Genomic DNA, 21,087 nt, shown 5'->3' with positions numbered 1-21,087 from the left:
TGGAGTGGACATGGAGAGTTTGTCAGTTGCTTTAGATCAAAAGGAAACAAGATATAAATTAACCAATAAATCCCAAAAAATTATAGTGAAAATGATATTACATCATACTTTCCTGGATTTAGAATCATTTGCAGAAATTTTAGAAGTTAATCCGTTAATTCTAAGCCATGTTGCCAATGGTAAAGAATATTTTGATAGAGATACTTTTAAAAAATTAATTGATTGGTTATTTATTTTTTTAAATGGATAGGTTAAGTACATGGGGTGCTAGTGGTCGAAGGTTCAAATCCTTCCGTCCAGACCAAGCCCAGTAAGGGTTTTATAAAGTTCTCCAAACCCCATCAGAAAAATTTGGTACCAGTTTTGGTACCGATGAAAAATGCTCTAAACCAATTTGAAAAGATTACTCAAGAACACAAGACCTTTGATTCATTTTCCTAAAATATAATTAAAGCAAAAAATTACTTCTCGCTATAGAATTACAAGTTTGTAAAAGGATGGGTTTGTGGAATAAGTGGGGAAGGAGTGGTTATTCTCTATATTTTGCTTAGAATCGGTTCGGAAACTCTGGCCCAAAATCAAAGTTCGTTTTAATATTAAATAATTAAGTTAGTGAATAATTTCTTTAACGATAAGACCACATAACGTTGATGCTCAAAATTTAGCGAAATAATTTTTAGGGAAATGATTCTTAAAGAGCTTACTAATTAATAAGCTTACGCAATGTGTCTCTAAAAAATTTAAAACTTGGAGATTTATTAGATTCTAAATTCATATGGGGGCTAATTTTTTCAGCCCAATTAGATTTTTCTGTACCTATGCTTACCCAACCTGCTTTTGAAAGGTTTTGAGCGCCACCAGGATATATGGCATCAGCTAAAATTTCCCAAGTTCCGCAAATGCTATCATTTACATATTGCTCTAGTACCGAACTTTTTGCTTTAGGATAAGCTTGATTTATAGCTTGAATATCGCCTAAAAACCAAGCTTCTCCCTCTTCTATCGCAATGCAAAATCGAGTTATTGGTTTATGTTTGCAAGAATTCAAAACTTGGTTTAGTTCGCTAAGGAATTCGGTTAAATTTTTTTTGTCTAAATCACAAACTACAATTATAGCTACATTATATCTTGTTCCTTGATAAGTTTGTCCATAACCTTGTAATAGTTTAGGAAGATTGGTAAGAAGAATGCGCTTCTGAGGATCACTTTTTGCATTTAGATTTTTAGGGATTTTACCTATCCCTTTGTAAGCATGCACTTTATAAGTATGATCTTCTCCAATAATCTTAGGTACAATAATATCTAATAATTTTTTTCCAGAGGTGTCTTCCACAAGAATTTCAAAATGCATATTACCTCGCATCTAAATAATCACTATACCAAAGCCCACCTAAAGGTAAACCTTCTGCAACCATGTTCTTTATTAGTTCATCGTCACTTGCTCTTCGTATAGTTGAATACCCACTAGAGTTTTTTTCTAAAATCCATACTTCCTCAGGTAAAAGTGCATCGACTAAATAAGGTTGATGTGTAGTGATGAAAACTTGCGAGCCACCTTTACGTCCTGTCGCATGTTCACGAAATTCCTGAGCCAAGGTTTCTAACAGTTTATGATATAAACCATTTTCAGGTTCTTCTATACAAAGAAATGGAGGCGGATTAGGATCTTCAAGAAGTAATAAGTAAGCAAAAACTTTTAATGTTCCATCGGACATTTGTTGTGAGTAAAATGGATCTTTAAAACCTCTATCATTAAATCTCAGTAACAACCTCCCATCATTAGTTTTTTCTGTGTCAATTTTATAAATACCTGGTATTTTCTCCGCAATTCTAGAAAGAATAGTTTGAAATCGTTTTGCATGTTCTCTTTCCATAAACTGAACAACATTACCCAGATTATCACCATGTATATTAAGATGTTTTTGTGGACCCGCAAGTGGTAAGCTCCTAGCTGCATCGGGAGTGAAATAGCTTAAGTACCAACCTTCAATAAATCTTCGAAATGCAGAAATTCTTGGGTGCTGTTTTAAGGAGCCAAATGTTGAAATACCGAGCTTACGTTTATCATCTAGCTCAACAACTTCAGTCTCCCTCGATTCTTCATCACTAATTGAACGCATTAATTTATCAAGATTAAAATATTCATTTTTATTTTCTATAATTTGTTGCCCTTCATTATCACCTTTCCAAACTAAGCCCACACCCTCATTTAATATTAAAAAGGAAAAGGGCCATCCCTTGGTTTGTCCTTTTCGGCGTTGTCTTAGACGTTCTTTTTGAACATATGGCCTGCCGGTCTTATCAATATTTATCGCTAATTCATAAGTTATAGGACGAGCATTACCATCTTCTTTATAATAAATCTCAAACTCGATAGGGCCTTTTTCATTTTGAGTTAAAATTTTTTGAAAACCACCTCGCCCATGTGCGTCACAAGCTTCTTCTACTCCTGACTTTAAACAATCAGCAAGAAATCCAAATGCATCAAATAGAGTGCTTTTACCGACGCCATTTTTACCAATTACTACCGTTAACGGGGAAAGAGGTTCGGCATTTTGTAAGTTCCATAATCTACCTAAAGTAATATCTTTTAGTGCTTTAAAATTTTTTATTCTGAACCCTTCAATTTTGGCCATGGTTAACCTATTTAAATTATTCTAGAAATAATTGGTAATTCTTAATAGTTTTACTGAAAAAAATATGAATTAAAAGATATATCTCTAATTATTAAATTATTTGGAAGATTTAATTTTCTTGAACTTAAGTTATTGAAGCCTAAATAGCAATATGAAACGGTACGGAGTATTATATTTGTTTAAGATATTTATACAGAGTTGGCTTTGAAACCTCAATGAATTCACAAACTTGGCTTATGCTATGTTGTTTTCCTTAATAAAGCTGTATAGCTAATTTAGCTTTTATCTGAAGATAGTTTCTTAAGCCATCCACCTTTTTCACCTCTTGCTGCCTGGGTGCGTTCTCGAATAAGATTTCTCTCAAACCCAGCTAATTCTCGAAAAATATGAAATATCAATTTACCAGAACTTGAAGATGTATCGATGAATTCTTGTAAACTTTTATGATCAATCTTTTTCGAGTCGAGTAGAGCTACTATTTCAATTAAATGAAAGATATACTTAATCGGTCTAGACGCCATACAACAAATACATCTTCGGAGTGTGGAGCAGATTTAATTGTCCATTCCTTTTCTTTCAGGGTCAGAAATCCACTGCTGAATCGCATTTATAAATAACCAAACATCATTTTTCCGGGTTTTAAATCTATTTCATCAATTTTCTTTAAGATATCAATCGTCCAGTTGGTTTTCATTTTGTTTATGTTTAACTCTGAAAGCTAGGATTCTAATTCACCATTACGAACAATGAATACACCATATTTATCCATAAAATCAAATAATTCTGTCGCAGAATTTTGATCGGATTGAGATAAACATTTTATTCCATCTTTTTTCATATTTTTATTATTAAAAGCAAGGTTTATGCTATGTCGCATACTCGCATTAGATGAGTGAAGGGTCTCAGGAGTATTCGCCGCACCAATGGGGTCAGGCCCTGAGTGATCGACACTTTTAAAAAACCACACTAAAATCGGGGAAATCATCGATAATTTTACGAATAGATGCATTTTCTATTTTCACTTTGTCTTTGAGTATAATTCTACACCCGAGGTAAAACAGCGAAAGGATGCGCATATTCTTTATTGAGTTGGCCTGATATTGTCTATGTATATTTATTTTCTCAGCCACCCATCCAACAATCCAGGCAAGAAAAGCTGAGAGCATTGCTATTAAGAAAAAAATATTTAAGCGATAAATATGTTGTGTATTTACATGCTCAAAGCCAAAGCCATATTTAGTTGATTTTAGATCCCTAAATCCCTCTTCAATCTGCATTCGAAGACTATAGATTTCTACAACTTTGATTGCTGTTTTACTGTTAATAAGAAGCGAACTAACTAGTAACCACGGTTCTCTATTAGACTTCGCATGCTTTTTTGATTGATTTGTTTGTTTAATCTGTCCCCGTTTACTCTTGTTTTTTCTCCCCAATGCTTTCCCTTTGTAACGATAAAGCGTAGTTTTAAATCCGTGGTCTTTGCAAAGCTCAACATCTCCTAAAAGCGTTGGTGTAGCTGTTGCAGCTTTATGTAAACCTGTGATTGGTGACCATGTTGAGCTATTTTGTAAGCGATAATATTTATTGCCTCTAATGCGCCCAACGTAATCCCAACCCAGTCCCTGAACAGCCTTAAACCAGGGGGTAGCAAATCCAGCATCCGTAATAATAATCGGCTTTACCTCAGCATCTAATATCAGTTTAAGCTTCATTAAAAATCGAATATGTACTTTCGGATTGGTATATTTTTTTTCTGGATGAACCTCTTCATAGATGGTCAGTGCTCGTCCTGAAGCAACCAAGGCAGCTCTTAAAACATTGTGTGACTGATTAGGGATTGTTGACCAGTCCACAATAATTAAGGGCTTTAAAGCTCCACCGACTATTAATCGACAAATGGTATCATAAATGGGGAGCCTATCATTTTGTAGTTTTTTATTTCCTAGAAACCGATCAACCCGTCTTATTGAACTTCGCTCTTGTGCATCAGTTATTAATGCGCGACCAAGCCCGGTTAGACTAAAAAATTTAGCATGAAATAGCGATTCAACTAATACGGAAAGTGTTTTTAAGCGTGATTTGCGCATGACTTTTGTTAAATATGTGGCTAGAATTGCGGTCACCTGCATCTTAGTGCTCCTTATGAAATCTGTCGTCGAAAAACAGTCATAATATGCATTAAGATATGCAGGTCAATTCATTTCTACTCGTTGTAATTTATTGTTTACATTTTCTTTTTTAAAAGTGTCGATCACTCAGGGCCTGACCCTACTTATTTTGTGTTATTATTGACCTTTAATTACCGTTTGGTCTTTTTATATTCTTTAAGAGATGGAAGTAAATGATAAATATCGGCAAAAACCGAAAGCTTAAGCTATGGCTCAACATATTTCTATTTGTTTTGCTTATTTCCTACATTTCTCTCTGCCTCAAAGTTCATCAATCACGAAATGAATTATACAGTTCTCGAATATCGCTACGATTAATGAGTTTTTGCAATCAAATACTTCAAGACATATATGGTCAATATCTTGGTCCTAGTAGAGACGACACCACCAAACTAAGCGATGGCACTTATAGACAAAAAGCTGAGGTCTACTTCCCTGGCCTAGCTCCGCAAAATGTCTCATGCTTTATTCAGCAAGATAAAACATGGATTGGCTACAATGCAAAAACCAAAGTTTATATAAATCTCAATGGAGTTAATTATGCTCCAACATGGTTTGACCAGCGTAGAGAATTAAAATACTCAGTCTTAAATATCACGCTGGAAGAACTAGATAAGAAATATATTGCGGCGTTATCAATAAAACCAACAAAGAAGCCTACATTTCGATTCCTTTCGCTTTCAGAGCTAATATATGGCGTAAGCTATCTTGACGTTTAAGCGAGAACTACAGTCCCGTATATTGTTCTTGAACCTTAATCACAATTCTAGTAAGGCATAAGTTAATGACTATTATTTAATCAATGATTACTTAAAATCTTTCTTAATCTATCATCTATTCTTGCTATTTCACTCTTCCAATCTTTAGACCAATCTTGAGACCAAATACGTTCTATCTTCCAGCCACGTGACTCTAATAATTCCTGGCGAATTTTATCACGATCACGTGCATAGGGTGTGGAGTGGAATAATGCTCCATCACATTCTATGCCTAATACAAAGTTTGTATGAATAACTGGATGATGAATACATAAATCGATGTAAAATCCACTAGAGCCAATTTCAGCCGATACCTTATAACCCAGCTCTTCTAATCGTCTTTTAACATCTTTGCTAAATGAGCTTGATTTTCTGGTAGTAATTGCACCACCAATACCAAATGAATCTAAGATCGTTTTGGCCTCAGAATAATTTTTATCACTTATTGCTTTTGCGTATTTAAGATATCTACCAAATAGGACTAAATCTGGGTTTTTTCCAAAATTCCTTTCTTCAGTTGGAAGTTGATTGGGATCAAAAGAACAAAAAACTTCTATTATTTGTTTTGCGCGAGTTATAGCAACATTCAGACGTCGACTGCCACCTTGCTTAGAAAGCGGGCCAAAATTCATAAATAATTTTTTTCCCGGGGCTGAAGGAGCATAGCCCACAGAAATTAATATGATATCTCTTTCATCACCTTGAACATTTTCCAAATTTTTAACAAAAAAATGTGCATCTGTTTCACTATCAATGTGTGTTCTTGCCATTTTTATATTATTTTTGAAATTTACATCTGCGAGTATTCTTCGCTCAATCGCGTCTTCAATAGCTACCATCTGTGTTTGCCCCATTGCAATTACCCCAAAAGATTTTTCTTTTGAGTGCACTTGTAATAACTCAGCTAGCCTGTCTACTAAAGATTCTGCCTCGATCTTATTCCCATCTTTTTGATTAAAATAAGCATTATTAATTTGATGAAATTTAATAACATCACCCTCAGTCAAAAAATATGGGTTAGGAGCAGCAATTAATCTACCACCATAAAAGGCTCTGTTTGAAAATGCAATCAAAGATTCAGATCGGCTTCGGTAATGCCACTCTAATATTTCAGAAGGGTAAATTTGAGACGATAAGTCTAAGATGCTTTGTGATAGGTCCGAATCATTTTCATCATCATCGTCATCATCAACAAATTCAATTGCTGAAAAGAAATTAGTTGGAGGCATTTGTTTGGGATCACCCACAACTACCATTGATTTTGCCCTATAAATTGATGGAATAGCATCTTCAACCCTCACTTGGGATGCCTCATCAAAAATGATTATATCAAAGAGACCCATAGAAATAGGAAGTACTTGACTGATACTTAATGGGCTCATTAACCAACACGGTTTAAGTTTGAGCATAGTGGAAAGCGCCCCACGTTCCATAATCTCTCGTGGTGAGAGCACCTTACGTTGTTTATTTGCTTCTTTTTTAAGTAGACTTAAACCTTCAAATTCACCATGACCATTATCCCATCTTTTTGAGAAAGTATTGTTAACAAATTCTCGTGCTGAAATACGGTGCTTTTCTTCAGTTCTTTTAAATTCTTCGATTTTTTCATGAAAAGTATTTCTCTCGAAATTACGCAATTCAGGGTTTTGTGTAATAACTTCATCTATCCACCACTTTATGACAGATGAAAATACATATTCACCCCAACTCTCAGAAATAAGAATCAAATTTTTAATCAATAATTCTTTGGACAACTCACAATTAAAGGAGGCTCTAATGTCTTTTAAACATAAATCTATTTTATCCAGAATTTCTAAATCGTTCATTGATTCAATAAGCATATCATAATTGAAATCTTGCTTATCAGCTTCATCTGTAAGGGGCATTTCGAAATATTGGTTTAAATCTTCTTTAAGTTTATTAAGAATATTAACTTGAATTTCAAGGTTACATTTTGATTTAGCAATGTCTAAAATTATTTTTTTAATTGTGGTATCTGATTCACGTGTATATGTAGAAAACTCTGGTGTATTTGATAACCCTAATCGCATCATAGTATCTCTTATTTTGAAAATAGCTTTCAATATAGGATTAATTTCATGACAGGCTAGGATAATTGTCTGTGGATCCGATTCTATAATTTCTGAGGGGAGGAATTTGTTCTGAGTTATAGATTGAAAAGATTTAATCGCCTCTCGTATTATTCTAAATGACTGGAAGGGTTTATTTGTTCCATCCCAAGTTGCTATACATTGACGTCTATAATTACGCATTCTCCAAAAGGTAGGCGTGAACCAATCAAAGACACCATGCGAAATAGAATAGTAGGATTCAAGTTGTCTAATAACATGCTCGTCAGCATTTTTATTAATTAAATTATAATTTGTTTTTTCACAATGAATTATATTCAATATTTCTTGAACTTGTTTTTGATATATCTCTAAAACTGAAAGATCAGAATAAAACTGATTCGCAAAGTTTAGCCATTCAGGGGGAATTTCTAATTGAGATACTTCATATAAAGCATCTGATGGAGGTATTTTTTCGAAGTTATTTACACCAATATCTGAAAGTGAGTTTTTAATTTTAGATATTGTTTCCTGCGCTATTTTAATTTTCTCTACTAAATCAGATATTAGTTGAATAAAACTACTGGTTAAAATTGCATCCGCTTTTCTATGAAGCCATGGGTGACTAGAAAAATTATTTATTTTTTTGACATAATTTTGGAGTTCATTAATTTTTTTGCAAATACTATTTAAATCATCGAACGAGTATTTGTTGAATATATTGACTAAAGGAATATTCATTTTGTCAATTTTCAGATCGGAATATTGCGTAAGTAAATCTGAAATAAATAATGTACTTGGATTATGTACCATTCCAAGGATACGATAATAACTATTTATTTCAGCCTTAAGTGAATCAAGTTCACTAGTTAATAAATTCCACTCCTTATCTGCTTGAGGATCATGACTTGCATCAGATAATTCTAGGAAGGAGTGATATAAACTTTGTTTGTTTAGATCGCTACTATGAATTAGAACAGATTGAGAGGTAAGATTTGCTTGTTTTAATCTAGCAAATACAACATCAAGCGCAGCTCTTTTTTCTGAGACAAATAGAACTTTTTTTCCTTTGGAAAGAGCTTCTGCAATTAAATTTGTAATGGTTTGGCTTTTCCCTGTCCCAGGAGGACCTTGTATCACTACCACTTTACTCTTGGTTGTTTGATCAATTGCCCTATGTTGTGAAGAATCGATGTTGACAACAAAGTAATTTTCGTGTTCCTTATAATCATCAAGTGCTTTAATTCGTTCGGTAATATCAGATTTCTCTTGAGGAATAGGTTTTCCAAGAAATAATTCCGATATAATCGGATGCATTTCGGAATTTTCGAGTATAGAGTCATAATCACGAAGCAGGACAGTACGACTTGCATTAAGATGATCTACTAAGACAATATCAATAATATAAAACTGGTTTGCTGTTACTTTGCTATATAGTTCAAATTCTTTTTTGGAGAGGGCTTCCTCCAGGTTTACTGGAACCCTATCTATAATTTCCCCTTCTTCATTTTTCACAATTTTAAATCGAGGGGGTATTTTAGGAAGCGAGTCTGTAAATGAATCATCATAATTAATAGATTTACCAGATTCTTCAAGAAAGTACTTAAACTCCTCCAAAGCTACATTGACCTGGTCAGATTCAAAGTACTCTGGAAGTTTTATTCCCCATTTCTGACGTAGTGCTAGACTTAATGACGGATTTAATTGCGCTGTATTATCCTCAAGTTTTAAGCTCCATTTTTTTCTTTTGTCCTTGATAACGTCTACGGCTATTTTAAAAATAGGGGAAATTAGTAGATCTTCTGGTTTATAGGTTGATGTATCTCTCCAGCAAAGGAACGGCCCAAGCATCCAGGCTCCTGAAATTCCATATTCACGTTGAAATTTATCATCCGCTAGTCTTATTTTGTCTAGTCGTTTAATTAAATCTCTATTATTAGTTTCTTCTAATAAGAGATGCTTACTAAGATCAAAACTAGAATCATTTAATAATTCTTGGAATAATGGCGACCCAATTCGCATTGGGACAAATTTGTCTGCGATAATCTCACTGAAAGCCTCATCAACATTTGGGGCTTTTGATAAATTGATGCAATGTCCTCGACTTTCACGATAATAAATCTCTTTATTTCTCCGTGATAAATTAGCGAGAAGGTCTCGGTAACGTAAAATTTGTCGCTTTATAAAGTCAAAAATAGACACAGTTTAACCTTCTTTCTTTTGGGATTATTCTTTCCCGTGTTATTTATTCCACTTTTACCTATCTATAGAGTTTGTTCTTAAAAAATAATAAATGATTAATCAAACTCTGATATTAGATCTTCAAGTCGTACATTTTTTATTCCAATAGCTGCGGCACACTGTAAAAAAAAACTAAATTGAAATGAACCACGGCTCATTTTATTTAAAATGCTGGAATGAGTTTCTTGAACCCCAATTTTCTGTAATAAAGAGATTAATTTTTCATAACTAATATCACGACGCTTCAATTCTGCTTTAAGAATACTTGAGGCTAACTTATTCCAATCTACAACATTTGCAAGCGAATCCATAATTGTCCTTATAAATAAAATAATAATCGCAAAAATAACATATATGTGTCAAATAACACTTGCCTTTAATCTCTGAAAAAATCGCTAAAAATTAGAGACCAACTAATTCAGATTTTACATGGCTCCTAATCTTAATGAAGAACACTATATTTTGTTGAAAGCAGTGTATATAAGGATGTATTGAGTACTGAAGAGCAGTGGTAATGATCAAGCAATTATGTATTGGGAGTGAGTCAGAAAAACTGGTCGAGCAATACCATTTATTATGTGATTTTGTCCCGGTTAAATTAACTATATTGCGGGTGATTTTTAGTTAATTTTGTAGATCCTTCCTTCCAATCCAATCTATGTTTAAATGGAACAAATTCTGCAACAAGAAATTTTGTTTTACCTTTTACAGTAAGAATTTGATATATAATGACTAGATTTACCTTATTTTCTAAAATTAATTTATAGTCATTTCGTGAAAAAATGACTTCATGTATTTGTATTTCACCTGGTTTTATTACTGATGGAATCTCTAGTTTTTCAGGCGATGGATTACCGCCCAATGATTCCATAACTTCAACAAATTCTTTGCTTTCATTGGTAAATTTGATTGTGGTTTCGAGGTCGTATATTAAAAGGTTGCAATTACCAATGTTACCAATACTAAATCTTATGATGGTTTTATCACTGTGACTAATACCTATCCCATTCATAACCAGTGAATTATGAAGATAAAATTTAGAGTAGTATAAAGCAAAAGCAGAAAGTATGAATGAAAACACAGTAATTATATTATTGATCATATCCATGAAATATTAATCAGAAATTAATTTTGCTTAAAATCTAATATAACTTAGAATTTATACTTATTGGAAGGGGCGAAGTTAGATACACATAAAATCAGGTAACCTATCAACTAAGTCTGATTAATAGTAAAAACAAACATAGAAGAGGGGAGAGAGTCAGCTCAAATAACGTTTGAAAAGTCTGATTACTGCAAAAAGCAGACTGAGATAAAAAGTGGGTCTTAATGTAGCCACGGCGAAATATTATCAATCACAAACGTGCAATTTTCTGCACTACAAAATTATTAATTTATAAAAAAAGATAGAAGCAAAGACAAAATAAATTTTTTAATGGATATTGAGCTCACACACACACCTATCGCATTATTAAAATATGCGTATTAATCCTTTTTTATAATCATTTGCAGTGATTATTGACAAAAAATAAGTTTAAAAAGTAGGCGAATGAGTGGTGAAGAGTGATCGTGAAGAATAAAAATCAAAAATCCATATTTTATATGAACCACAAGAATAATTTTTTTGATATCACTAAGACATTCACCACCGGTTCACCAGTTTTCATCACTTTGAACTGTCCTTTTCACCGAGAAATATTCTATTTTTGAATAAGTTCATGTTTAAAGTCGTATTATTTTTGTAATATCCTTAAGACCCTATACCATCTTTCTTTAGCCCAAGATGATAAGGAATTTGATAGTTCCTTCATGCATTTTTCGAATGCTTCGGTATCAGAATATCTTGTTACAAGATTTTGAGCATCCTTAGTAGATAGATATTTATTATTTTGTAATAACTTTTTAATTAATATCTCAGCTCTTAGTTCTAAGATTGCATTTTCAATGGTTTTTTTATTCATTTTATCTCAAATTTATAAAAGTGAGATTCTAAAGTATATAGCATGGCTTTATATGCATTTTTTTGGTTTGATTCAGTACTATCATTAACAATTACAAAAAAGCGACAATTATGTTTAATACTCCATTGATATATAGGAAAGGTTTGAGTTAAAAAGTTATTCTGACTTAAGATTTGATCAAATTGAATTGTATTAAGCGGCAATAAATTTTGATCAGCAACTCTATTTGGAAGATTTTGGTTATGGATTACTAATCCATTGGAAGTAAGATCGACTTTAAAAATATACTCTGGTTTACCATTTTTTGGGTCTGCCCAACATGCAGGCATTTCGGTACCTTTACCGAGTCGTTCAAGTTTATTTTGAGCATTTGCTAATTGGCCCTTTAAACGTTCTACTTCAGTAATAGCCTCAATTTTTTCAGCCGTTTCTTTTTTAATATCCCCTGTTGTATTTAATATTTTAGCTATGATTTGTGGTGAGCTTTCCTGAAGAGTTGTATTTTTTATTGCGTTTTTTAATTGTTTGGTAAACTCAGCCTCTTTCGCTATACGGCTTATTGTTTTTTCGATTGATTCATTAGTTGTATTTTCAGATGATAGAATTTGAGTAATTTTATGAACAAGTTTAGTGTCTTCTCGTGATTTCTTAAGTTGTTGTTGTAGTTGTTCAATATTTTGTGTTTTTTCGTCTAAACGTTTTAATTCTTGGAAAAAATCATCAAATTTCTTTTGATTCATAGAGTTTCTGTTCAAGTTCTTTAAAATTTTTTTAACTTCTGTTAGTTGCTTATTTTCTTCAACATATTTGGCTATTTGTTGATCTTTTCTTTGTATAAGAAATGATGTTGCAAGAAGAAGACAAAAAATAATTAGGATAGAAATTTCAGCCATAGTAAAGCCGAGAATAAGTCCCTTCCGATATGCTCTATTTTGATCAAGAACTTGAGTTGACATTTTATTGTCCAATTACATTAGAGGTATTAATATGATTTTCATTTGCTATTTTTTGAGTAAGAGAGTCCGTCATTTCAACAAGTGAATGATGTACTTTTTCTGTATATTCTCGAGATCGTTTAAGTTCCTCTGCTAATTTTTCATTATGAGTTTGTGTTATTTTGAGAGAGCCATTTAGTGTGAGTTCAAGCTCTTTAAAGGTAGATTTTTGTGCTTCAATGGCTTCGTTAGTACTTTCTGAATATTTTGAAATAATCGTTGAGCTTGTTTTAGTTATATTATTTAAAGAAGTGTTAATAGTATCTTGCATTAATGTTTGCACTTCTGACAGTCGTGCTACTTTTTCTGCAGCCTCGTGGAATCGGGTGCCGGACTGTTCAAATTGCGAATTAATTGTGTCAATGTTTGATAGAATTAAATAAATTTTCTCACTTTGATCATTGAGTAATTTTACTTTATCTTCAAGCTGCACACTTGAATTAATTGCGTTTTTAACAATTTTAGTGAGTTGTTTAATTGTTAATTCATCACCTTTTGCTCTAATTGCAATTTCCTCTCCAGCCATCCTTATTGATTCTATAGCTGGGGCTAATTTCTCTTCAAGTATGTTGGAAGGAGTTTCTATTTTATTTATACGATCGAGCAAATTCTCTACACTTTCAACAAGTGCATTTGTATTGGTTTTTAGTCGATTGGTATTTTCTATAACAGTTGAGTGGACTTCATTTGTTTTTTCGATAATAGTATGAGCAACATCATCGAATCTTTTTCCATAGTCTTGCATAACTTCTGCTGTTTGTTGTTGTGCTGCTATAAGAGTGCTTTTCATTATTTCGGTTACTTCTAATAAATTAGTGCGCAAACGTGAAGCAGCATTTGTCAGTTCCATACGTGCTTCTCTCTCTATCTCAACCGGATCGTGTCTCATTTGGTTGAAGAGAATGCGTAAAAAAAGTCCCGTAATAGTAGTGGCTAAAGCAATTCCAAAATTTTCTATGATTATGGCTGTGCCTCCATTACTATCAAATTGATATAATGCGAATGCAAGGCTAATAAGGGTAAATAAAAAACCAAGATAATATAAATTATCTCCGGCTTGATCTTCATTTAATCTAAATCGAAGAAACGAGTAGATTAAAAAAGAATAGAGAACCATTATTGTTACAGGAAATAAAGTTACCCAAGATTGAGAGCAATTCAATAACTTTAAGCAAGAAATACCAATCAGTCCTAAAAAAAATGCTGCAAAAAATCCAAACTTATCAATTCCATCTGTCACTTGGTGTTTGATTGGAAGATTAAATCTTTTCTTCAATGGGATGGTATCGTCTATCATAGATTCCTCTTATCCAGTAATTGCATAGATGCGATCAATAAATGCACCTTGATTGTTAAAGAAGGCTTCCCAAAAATTAATGAGTTGGTGGCCTTGGAGTTTTTTCGAAGTTGTTCTTCGAAATAGTAAAATTTCAACTTTCACATCACGAAGATCAGAATGCATTTGTTTAAGATACTCACTATTGAATGAGGTCAATGTATTGGTGTTAAGATGATAAAGATTGAATCCATCTGTATATTGCAACATATCGGAAGCTATAATTAGGCGAAATTTTGCATTTTTATTATTAGCGTTATTAAAAGATGAAACCGAAATTGACTGAATTGACTCCATAATTGGAGACTCATCTGATGTACTAACATCTGAAAGGGATGAGATAATTTTATCCATAGGATTATTAAAAGCGTCTTTCCATTTTTTTTCAATAAGCCTGGCATTTTGATATAACTTGTTTGCATGATCACCTCTCCCTGGATTACAAAGACTCAGTATTGGTTTTAGAAGGTTTTTCTTGGTGTTTCCAATAAGATAAACTTCTATTTTTCCATATTTTGGAATTTCATCTCTGATTTTTTGAAGTTCATTTTTGAGCGATGCCTGCTGAATAGGGCTAAGTTGATCGGTTTCATCTATTAAAATTGCAGTTACAAAGGGTGAGCCATTAACCGGACAAAACGTGGTTGGATCTATATTTATAGAGTTCTTTTTTTGTGAAAGATACACTGAAACAGCAACACTAATACATATTAACACTAAAAAAATTAAACTAGCTCCAAATATATTTTTCTTTCTTACCCTTTTTGATCGCCTGCTACTTCTTTTCTTCATTATATTTCTCTAAATAGCTCATTTAACAAAGGAAATCTTTTTTGGATTACTGTAAATTCTGAATGCATTTTTTTTATAATCAGGTCCAATTCTGAGTAAATTTCATCAACATTCGTTTCCAATTTTTTTTGAGAATCAAAATAATGTGCTGGTGTATCTATCTTTCTAGGAGATTGAAGTATAAATTGTTGAGTGAAATACAAGGGTGGTTTTGTAGTTCGAGATTCAATATTTTCATCTCTATATATATTGAGGAGATGCCGTGCGCAATCTTGTAAATAATGAATTCTTTGGTCAAAAGCATTAATTAAGCTTTGCCTACTCACCATTATATTTTCAAAGTTAGTACGTTGTTCAGATAACGTATTTTTTGATTGATGAATATCAGAGATTGATTCATCTTTAATTTCTCTTAGATTATCTATAATATCTGCATGGTGATTAGAATAGTCATCTAGGGCTAATTTATATCTTTTATCTAAATTACTATATCCTGGATATGGATCATTCATTTTAAACCCATCTATTGATGCTGTCACAGAAAAAATACAACCAATAAAAATCATAATCCAGGAATGAAAATCAGGTAGATTGATGGGATCATTAATCAGGGTTTGAAGGGCAAGTGTGCTTGCAAATTCTGGTTGATTGCTTGCTAAGGCTAGGCGATAGTGTGCTACTAATAGGTTAAACAGTATCATAATTGCTAAATAAATTAGAATGGAAATCCATCCGAACATTCTCCATTTCAGATATTTATGATTTACTCTGGGGTATAGGAATATTCCAGCGCCTAAACTAACGAAAATGTTAATCGTTGAAATTGCTAATGCTTCAATAAAGCCGCCTAATATTCCATTTTCTAGACCAATTGCTAGAAAATTTGCATTTAGAATGCTTTCTATTAAGAATAAAACCATAATGATACTAATATGAAAGATGCGTGATTCAGGATAACGTGCTGTTCTATCTAATCCATTTTTTTTACGGAAATCATTTCTTTCTTGATGTAATTCTTGTACCTGTCGCATATCATTTTCAAGTTGGTTTATTCCATCACGAGCCTCTGCTTCAAACTCAGAAATAGCATTTTCAGCGGCACTTTTAATTTTAAATGTAACATTATCCAGATTGAGGGCAGTAATCCTATCTTCATATGCATGTATTTGATCAAGAAGGAGTGAGTAGTCGCGATTTTTTTCAGCTTCTATTGTATTTATTATTTCAGTTTCAATACTATCTAATTCCGTCGCATCGGAGTTAGGTTGATTTTTTTGGCCTCGAGCTTTCGCTTTTTCGCTTAATTTCAGTTGATTTGATAATACATCTAAATCAAGTGGATGGAATTTTCTTATAGAAGGAATATATTGATTAGGTCTTTGTTCTAAAATCGCTTTAATTTTAGCAATTGCTTGCATATGAAATTACACCTATTTTAAGTAGATTTTTATGATTTAATATTTCTTTTGCAAAAAAGAGAGAAAAGCCCTTATCTGTTTTTTATTTATCTATATTTGCACTTTGCAAATTTAATTCAGAATAAAAATGCCAATAGTAAGTGGCAATATTTTTCCTAGCCGCGCATTTTAAGGGCACATTTTATTCTGTGTCAAATTTTTGCCCACCAAATTTAGCAGCAAAACCTCCCATAATGATCAAATAGTATTTTAATCGATTATTATCTACTCATTATGACTAAAACCAGTCTATCCAGTTAATTCAAAGTTTTTTTCTCCCCATATCTTGAGTAATATAAATTGCTACTAATGAATGACTCCAATGTATACTATTGAATATAACTATTAGCCATAAATGAAAATTAAATGAGCCCATTATTAACAACTACTAGACTAATTATTTGCAACCCATCTCTGAATGATTTAGACAATCTATACACTCTACAATCAAACTCTGACGTGATGAGTTTTATAGGTAATGGGAAACGTGATAAAAATGAAGTTATGGTTGGATTAGAAAAAGCCATTAATCACTTTCAAAAACATCAATTTAGTCTTGGCTCTGTTTATACAAAAGATTCACATGAGTTTATCGGTCGAGCAGGATTGATTTATTTCAATTATGATGACAACCAATCAGAGGTTGAGGTGGCTTATGCTTTACTGCCTCAATATTGGGGTAAAGGGTACGCCACAGAGATTACCATGTCTCTAATTCAATTTGGTTTTCGAGATATCAAGATCCGAAAACTAATTGCGGTAGTACATCCTGAGAATACCTCTTCCCAAAATGTATTAAAAAAATGCGGAATGAGTAATATGGGAAAAATCAACTATTGGAATAAAGAAATTATGAAATTTGAAATAACCAATAAACTATAATGATCAGATGTATGGCAACTTTAAATGCGAAGTTTGTAACACAACAGATATAATATTTGAGGAGCTAAAAAACGTTCTACCGCAATTCTATGTTAATTTTCTAATTCGTTCTGATCTAAGTTTAATTCAAGTTGAATGCCCTCATGAATCAGCTCTTGCTTCAATTTAATTCCTAAACCTAACAATCGTACCGGTATCTGTTTTCTCAAAAAACCTTCATGTATGAGTTGGAATAAAATATTTATATCGAGACTGTCATGCACGCATTCCACCGTCGTTTGCTGAAAATCATTAAATTTTAATTTAACAAAAAGAGTGTGTATTGAGGACAATGCTCCCGCCCGCTTAATTCGTGCTTCAAGACGTACCATTAATTCAGGTAAAGCAGCAAAACATGCTTCTACATCCGGTAAGTCCTGCAAATAAGTTTCTTCAACACTAATGGATTTGCGAATGCGCTCAGGATTAACAGGGCGCTCATCGATTCCACGTGCTAAATCATAAAGTCTCTGCCCCATAACACCAAATTCATTGTATAAATACTCCATGGAATAATGGTGTAAATCACCACATGTTTTAATATTTAGTGTCTTTAGTTTTTCCTCCATTTTAGGGCCGACCCCAAATAATTTGCGCACCGGCAAATCAATCATAAATGCCGCAATTTCCCCAGGTCGAATTACCTTCTGTCCATTAGGTTTATGCCAATCACTGGCAATTTTTGCCAAACTCTTGTTCGGGGCAATTCCTGCACTCGCAGTCAATTGTCGTGTCTGATAAATTCGCGCACGTAACTCTTGTGCCATCCACGTAGCACTCCCTTTACAATTGGAAGACTGTGTCACATCAAGATAGGCTTCATCCAAGGATAAAGGTTCAATGAGATCAGTATATTCTTCAAATAAGGCTCTAATATACTGACTTTCGTTTCGATAGACCTCCATACGTACAGGCCGTAAGATGAGATGACGACATAATTTCAATGCCTGTGCTGTGGGCATGGCTGAGCGCACACCAAATGCTCGTGCCACATAATTGCACGTTGCAATAACTCCTCTTCGATCAGCCGCCCCTCCTACCGCGATGGGTTTATTCGCAAGCTCAGGAAAATCCCGCATTTCGATTGCGGCATAAAAACAATCCATATCAATATGAATGATTTTTCTTATCGGATTTCTCTCCTTTAATTCATTCATCAATTATCCTTTCAATACAAATGAACTTGAGGAACTTCAGACCATCGCGTGGTATAAGCAGGTGATTTAAGTTCAGCACGCATGGCCCAGGGTTTTGAATAACCTTCAGCGGCTAAATGAATTGTGCTTCTTCCATATTTTTGATTGATTTGATCAAAAATACTCATTAATTGTTCCGTGTGGCGGAGTTGCTCATCATTTGGCTGATGAAATAGATCCCGCTGTCGTGGGTTTGTAGGAATTAAATCCTCAAGACATACACCTGCTTTTTTATAGTAATACCCTGGTTTAAAAATACGTTGCAGACATCGCTTGGCGATTTTGGTAATTAACCGCAAATCATCCGTTGGATTAATAAAACGAAACTCTATGGATTGAACGTGTTGTGCCAAATCCTCTCGAAACCGGTTGGTATGCACAAAAACAAACATACGTTGCGCCACCAAATGTTGTTGACGCATTTTCTCCACTGCGCGTGCACAATGACTACTTACTGATTCCGCAATTGAGCCGAGTTGTGTTTGCATCTGTCCAAAACTTTTAGACGACATGATACTTTGCTTAGGTTCTATACCCTCTAAACCACCACAAGCAATTCCTTGCAACTCCATTGCGGTACGCATTAGAACCACATTAAAACTCTTCTTTAAAAGATGCGTATTGGTTGTTGCCAAATCATAGGCAGTATGAATACCTCGGGCGATTAATTTATTTTCCCATTGCCGCCCTACTCCCCATACGTCCCCTATTGAAATCTGCTTTAATAATTGCTCACGATTCGATGTGATATTAAATACCGGAATCTTAAAGACCTTTTTACATAAATGATTGGCCACTTTTGCTAATGTTTTAGTAGGTCCAATGCCTATGGAAGTGGGTATTCCTATGTGCTTTAAGATTTTCCTCTGTAAATCCTGGCAAAAAGTATTATGATGAGCGACAGGTAAACTTCTTAAATCAAGAAAGGCTTCATCAATCGAGTAAATTTCTACATGTGGCCAGCTTTCTTCAATGGTGCACATCACTCGATGACTGATGTTGCCATAAAGGGTGTAATTCGAAGAAAATGCTTCCACACCATGCTGTGTACACAAATTTTTAATCTTAAAATAAGGCTCACCCATTGCGATGCCCAATGCTTTAGCCTCATTTGAGCGCGCAATGCAACATCCATCATTATTGGATAACACCACAATGGGAGCATCCCTTAAATCCGGGCGAAATAAACGTTCGCAACTGGCGTAAAAATTATTGCAGTCGATTAGAGCAAACATGTTAGGCCAGCTCATGAAGTACTAAAGTGACCACACCCCAAATCACCATCTCACAGTCTTTTGTAATATCAATGGGTTTAAATTTGGGATTGGCAGGAAGTAATTGTACCCTACTCCCTTTTTTTGAAAGACGCTTTACTGTGAGTTCCCCATTGACTGCCGCAATTACAATACGCCCATCAGAGGGATCCAGGCTTCTATCCACTAACAACCAATCCCCTGAAAAAATACCCGCATCCACCATGGAATCCCCTGTAGCTTGCAAAACAAATGTGGAGGATGGATGTTTAATGAATTTGGCATTTAAATCGAGATATCCTTCAATGTAATCATCCGCAGGTGATGGAAATCCTGCTTGAATTTTACTTGCGAATACCGGCAATTGGTAATCAGGACGATTTTTTAATTGCTCTAATTCAGCAATCTGAGCTACCGGAAGACGAACTGCTTTGGTAGGCTCACCCCTGGGACGCCCTGCCCCTGCTCTTTTTCCGCCTCGTGGTGACATAATGACGCTTTTTTTGATTTACGTACAATTATCATAGACGCAAGAAAATAAGTTGTAAATCCCAACTCGAGGTACATACGCTGAAATTAACATTAAGTCTTCGAGAATATTAAGAAAATTTTTTTTATGCTTTTTATTTAAATAATGGCTCCATCGCCAATGGATGGTCAAAGTCAGCCTTGTTCACTAAAGTAGAGACCTTATACCCTTCTAAATCGTCATGAGGATAAGGTTTCATTAACGAAATCAATTGTGCTTTATCACATTGAGAGTTATTCAACCAAATGGCTTGAGCCTCTTCATCTAAAATAACGGGCATCCGATGATGTACTGGCTCCATGAGTGGATTGGCATCGGTAGTTATTAGACAACACGAATGTATTACTTCCCCTGCATACTGCCAGGTATCCCAAAGAGCAGCCACAGCAAGCAAATCACGGTTCTTTTTTTGAAAAAAATACGGTTGTTTGACACCATTTTCTTGGTGCCACTCGTAAAAACCACTCATGGGCATTAAACAGCGCTTGGATTTCATCGCCTGGCGAAACGCCGGTTTTTCAAAAAGTGTTTCAGCACGTGCATTAATGAGACTTCCTATTTTCTTTCTATCCGTTATCCAAGAAGGAATAAGTCCCCAACGCAATAATACACTTTGAATTTCATGAATTTCGGTTTCTACAAGACACACCAACTCAGCTCCTGGTGCAATATTAAATCGTGGAGCAATCTCAATCGAATTCGATAGATGAAATTGGTATTTTAACTTGTCGTAAGACGCCACATATGCAAATCGACCACACATGATTTCGTCCAT

General features: G+C 34.0%; 20 protein-coding genes. 3 read left to right on the top strand and 17 right to left on the bottom strand.

Annotated elements, in window-relative coordinates:
• Nucleotides 1-10 precede the first annotated feature (10 nt).
• Nucleotides 11-250, top strand: coding sequence for a hypothetical protein (locus tag FOLKNPGA_RS08635; protein ID WP_182352650.1), 240 nt, complete (start codon nt 11-13; stop codon nt 248-250).
• Nucleotides 251-703: 453 nt separating this feature from the next.
• On the opposite strand, the gene FOLKNPGA_RS08630 is transcribed toward FOLKNPGA_RS08635, so the two are convergent.
• From FOLKNPGA_RS08630 to FOLKNPGA_RS08610, 5 genes are all read right to left on the bottom strand, one after another.
• The gene (locus FOLKNPGA_RS08630; protein WP_182352649.1) at nt 704-1,351 is read right to left on the bottom strand and encodes a DUF4276 family protein; all 648 of its coding nucleotides are present in this window, start codon (nt 1,349-1,351) and stop codon (nt 704-706) included.
• Between the two features lies 1 nt (nt 1,352).
• Complete coding sequence (locus tag FOLKNPGA_RS08625) at nt 1,353-2,636, bottom strand: AAA family ATPase (protein ID WP_182352648.1); 1,284 nt, start codon at nt 2,634-2,636, stop codon at nt 1,353-1,355.
• A 275-nt stretch (nt 2,637-2,911) separates the two neighbouring features.
• On the bottom strand, nt 2,912-3,157 hold the full coding sequence (locus FOLKNPGA_RS18925; RefSeq protein ID WP_255466077.1) for a recombinase family protein: 246 nt from the start codon (nt 3,155-3,157) through the stop codon (nt 2,912-2,914).
• A 197-nt stretch (nt 3,158-3,354) separates the two neighbouring features.
• Nucleotides 3,355-3,603 carry a hypothetical protein gene (locus tag FOLKNPGA_RS08615; RefSeq protein WP_182352647.1) on the bottom strand — a complete coding sequence of 83 codons (249 nt, stop codon included), beginning with the start codon at nt 3,601-3,603 and terminating at the stop codon, nt 3,355-3,357.
• The gene (locus tag FOLKNPGA_RS08610; protein WP_182350969.1) at nt 3,590-4,765 is read right to left on the bottom strand and encodes an IS4 family transposase; all 1,176 of its coding nucleotides are present in this window, start codon (nt 4,763-4,765) and stop codon (nt 3,590-3,592) included. Before FOLKNPGA_RS08610 ends, FOLKNPGA_RS08615 begins: the two co-directional genes overlap by 14 nt.
• Before the next feature lie 212 nt (nt 4,766-4,977).
• Here FOLKNPGA_RS08610 and FOLKNPGA_RS08605 point away from each other — a divergent pair, with 212 nt between their 5' ends.
• Nucleotides 4,978-5,523, top strand: coding sequence for a hypothetical protein (locus FOLKNPGA_RS08605; RefSeq protein WP_182352646.1), 546 nt, complete (start codon nt 4,978-4,980; stop codon nt 5,521-5,523).
• An 80-nt stretch (nt 5,524-5,603) separates the two neighbouring features.
• Here FOLKNPGA_RS08605 and FOLKNPGA_RS08600 read toward each other — a convergent pair whose 3' ends face one another.
• The 8 genes from FOLKNPGA_RS08600 to FOLKNPGA_RS08565 form a co-directional block, all read right to left on the bottom strand.
• Entirely contained in the window at nt 5,604-9,833 is a 4,230-nt protein-coding gene (locus FOLKNPGA_RS08600) for an AAA domain-containing protein (protein ID WP_182352645.1), read from the bottom strand.
• Between the two features lie 95 nt (nt 9,834-9,928).
• A complete protein-coding gene (locus tag FOLKNPGA_RS08595; RefSeq protein WP_182352644.1) occupies nt 9,929-10,183 on the bottom strand; it encodes a DUF6471 domain-containing protein in 255 nt (84 codons plus the stop codon).
• 287 nt (nt 10,184-10,470) lie between these two features.
• Nucleotides 10,471-10,974 (bottom strand): hypothetical protein, encoded by a 504-nt coding sequence (locus FOLKNPGA_RS08590; RefSeq protein ID WP_182352643.1) that lies wholly within the window; start codon nt 10,972-10,974, stop codon nt 10,471-10,473.
• Nucleotides 10,975-11,605: 631 nt separating this feature from the next.
• Entirely contained in the window at nt 11,606-11,833 is a 228-nt protein-coding gene (locus FOLKNPGA_RS08585; RefSeq protein WP_182352642.1) for a hypothetical protein, read from the bottom strand.
• Nucleotides 11,830-12,789 (bottom strand): hypothetical protein, encoded by a 960-nt coding sequence (locus FOLKNPGA_RS08580; RefSeq protein WP_182352641.1) that lies wholly within the window; start codon nt 12,787-12,789, stop codon nt 11,830-11,832. Before FOLKNPGA_RS08580 ends, FOLKNPGA_RS08585 begins: the two co-directional genes overlap by 4 nt.
• Nucleotide 12,790: 1 nt before the next feature.
• Complete coding sequence (locus tag FOLKNPGA_RS08575; RefSeq protein WP_182352640.1) at nt 12,791-14,125, bottom strand: hypothetical protein; 1,335 nt, start codon at nt 14,123-14,125, stop codon at nt 12,791-12,793.
• A 9-nt stretch (nt 14,126-14,134) separates the two neighbouring features.
• On the bottom strand, nt 14,135-14,956 hold the full coding sequence (locus tag FOLKNPGA_RS08570; protein ID WP_182352639.1) for a hypothetical protein: 822 nt from the start codon (nt 14,954-14,956) through the stop codon (nt 14,135-14,137).
• Nucleotides 14,956-16,374, bottom strand: a complete 1,419-nt coding sequence (locus FOLKNPGA_RS08565; protein WP_182352638.1) for a hypothetical protein — start codon at nt 16,372-16,374, stop codon at nt 14,956-14,958. Before FOLKNPGA_RS08565 ends, FOLKNPGA_RS08570 begins: the two co-directional genes overlap by 1 nt.
• A 405-nt stretch (nt 16,375-16,779) precedes the next feature.
• On the opposite strand from FOLKNPGA_RS08565, the gene FOLKNPGA_RS08560 reads away from it, so the two are divergent.
• The gene (locus FOLKNPGA_RS08560) at nt 16,780-17,295 is read left to right on the top strand and encodes a GNAT family N-acetyltransferase (protein ID WP_182352637.1); all 516 of its coding nucleotides are present in this window, start codon (nt 16,780-16,782) and stop codon (nt 17,293-17,295) included.
• A gap of 92 nt (nt 17,296-17,387) precedes the next feature.
• Here FOLKNPGA_RS08560 and dinB read toward each other — a convergent pair whose 3' ends face one another.
• The 4 genes from dinB to FOLKNPGA_RS08540 all read right to left on the bottom strand — a co-directional run bounded on the left by dinB (nt 17,388) and on the right by FOLKNPGA_RS08540 (nt 21,075).
• Nucleotides 17,388-18,491, bottom strand: coding sequence for a DNA polymerase IV (dinB, locus tag FOLKNPGA_RS08555; RefSeq protein ID WP_182352636.1), 1,104 nt, complete (start codon nt 18,489-18,491; stop codon nt 17,388-17,390).
• Nucleotides 18,492-18,502: 11 nt separating this feature from the next.
• Nucleotides 18,503-19,780 carry a Y-family DNA polymerase gene (locus tag FOLKNPGA_RS08550; RefSeq protein ID WP_182352635.1) on the bottom strand — a complete coding sequence of 426 codons (1,278 nt, stop codon included), beginning with the start codon at nt 19,778-19,780 and terminating at the stop codon, nt 18,503-18,505.
• Nucleotides 19,767-20,273 carry a LexA family transcriptional regulator gene (locus FOLKNPGA_RS08545; RefSeq protein ID WP_182352634.1) on the bottom strand — a complete coding sequence of 169 codons (507 nt, stop codon included), beginning with the start codon at nt 20,271-20,273 and terminating at the stop codon, nt 19,767-19,769. Before FOLKNPGA_RS08545 ends, FOLKNPGA_RS08550 begins: the two co-directional genes overlap by 14 nt.
• A gap of 133 nt (nt 20,274-20,406) precedes the next feature.
• Nucleotides 20,407-21,075 (bottom strand): SOS response-associated peptidase, encoded by a 669-nt coding sequence (locus tag FOLKNPGA_RS08540; RefSeq protein ID WP_182352633.1) that lies wholly within the window; start codon nt 21,073-21,075, stop codon nt 20,407-20,409.
• Between the last annotated feature and the right edge of the window lie 12 nt (nt 21,076-21,087).

It is taken from the genome of Legionella sp. PC1000, assembly GCF_014109805.1.
GTDB lineage: Bacteria > Pseudomonadota > Gammaproteobacteria > Legionellales > Legionellaceae > Legionella > Legionella resiliens.
This window is presented reverse-complemented; position numbering and strand designations above follow the sequence as displayed.

Excerpts from the sequence above, each read along its gene's own strand:
- FOLKNPGA_RS08630 (WP_182352649.1), bottom strand. The coding sequence starts at position 1,351 with ATGCATTTTGAAATTCTTGTGGAAGACACCTCTGGAAAAAAATTATTA.
- FOLKNPGA_RS08590 (WP_182352643.1), bottom strand. The coding sequence starts at position 10,974 with ATGATCAATAATATAATTACTGTGTTTTCATTCATACTTTCTGCTTTT.
- FOLKNPGA_RS08540 (WP_182352633.1), bottom strand. The coding sequence starts at position 21,075 with ATGTGTGGTCGATTTGCATATGTGGCGTCTTACGACAAGTTAAAATAC.
- FOLKNPGA_RS08580 (WP_182352641.1), bottom strand. The coding sequence starts at position 12,789 with ATGTCAACTCAAGTTCTTGATCAAAATAGAGCATATCGGAAGGGACTT.
- FOLKNPGA_RS08560 (WP_182352637.1), top strand. The coding sequence starts at position 16,780 with ATGAGCCCATTATTAACAACTACTAGACTAATTATTTGCAACCCATCT.
- FOLKNPGA_RS08570 (WP_182352639.1), bottom strand. The coding sequence starts at position 14,956 with ATGAAGAAAAGAAGTAGCAGGCGATCAAAAAGGGTAAGAAAGAAAAAT.
- FOLKNPGA_RS08575 (WP_182352640.1), bottom strand. The coding sequence starts at position 14,125 with ATGATAGACGATACCATCCCATTGAAGAAAAGATTTAATCTTCCAATC.
- FOLKNPGA_RS08605 (WP_182352646.1), top strand. The coding sequence starts at position 4,978 with ATGATAAATATCGGCAAAAACCGAAAGCTTAAGCTATGGCTCAACATA.
- FOLKNPGA_RS08635 (WP_182352650.1), top strand. The coding sequence starts at position 11 with ATGGAGAGTTTGTCAGTTGCTTTAGATCAAAAGGAAACAAGATATAAA.
- FOLKNPGA_RS08585 (WP_182352642.1), bottom strand. The coding sequence starts at position 11,833 with ATGAATAAAAAAACCATTGAAAATGCAATCTTAGAACTAAGAGCTGAG.
- FOLKNPGA_RS18925 (WP_255466077.1), bottom strand. The coding sequence starts at position 3,157 with ATGGCGTCTAGACCGATTAAGTATATCTTTCATTTAATTGAAATAGTA.
- FOLKNPGA_RS08610 (WP_182350969.1), bottom strand. The coding sequence starts at position 4,765 with ATGCAGGTGACCGCAATTCTAGCCACATATTTAACAAAAGTCATGCGC.
- FOLKNPGA_RS08625 (WP_182352648.1), bottom strand. The coding sequence starts at position 2,636 with ATGGCCAAAATTGAAGGGTTCAGAATAAAAAATTTTAAAGCACTAAAA.
- FOLKNPGA_RS08565 (WP_182352638.1), bottom strand. The coding sequence starts at position 16,374 with ATGCAAGCAATTGCTAAAATTAAAGCGATTTTAGAACAAAGACCTAAT.
- FOLKNPGA_RS08545 (WP_182352634.1), bottom strand. The coding sequence starts at position 20,273 with ATGTCACCACGAGGCGGAAAAAGAGCAGGGGCAGGGCGTCCCAGGGGT.
- dinB (WP_182352636.1), bottom strand. The coding sequence starts at position 18,491 with ATGAATGAATTAAAGGAGAGAAATCCGATAAGAAAAATCATTCATATT.
- FOLKNPGA_RS08595 (WP_182352644.1), bottom strand. The coding sequence starts at position 10,183 with ATGGATTCGCTTGCAAATGTTGTAGATTGGAATAAGTTAGCCTCAAGT.
- FOLKNPGA_RS08550 (WP_182352635.1), bottom strand. The coding sequence starts at position 19,780 with ATGAGCTGGCCTAACATGTTTGCTCTAATCGACTGCAATAATTTTTAC.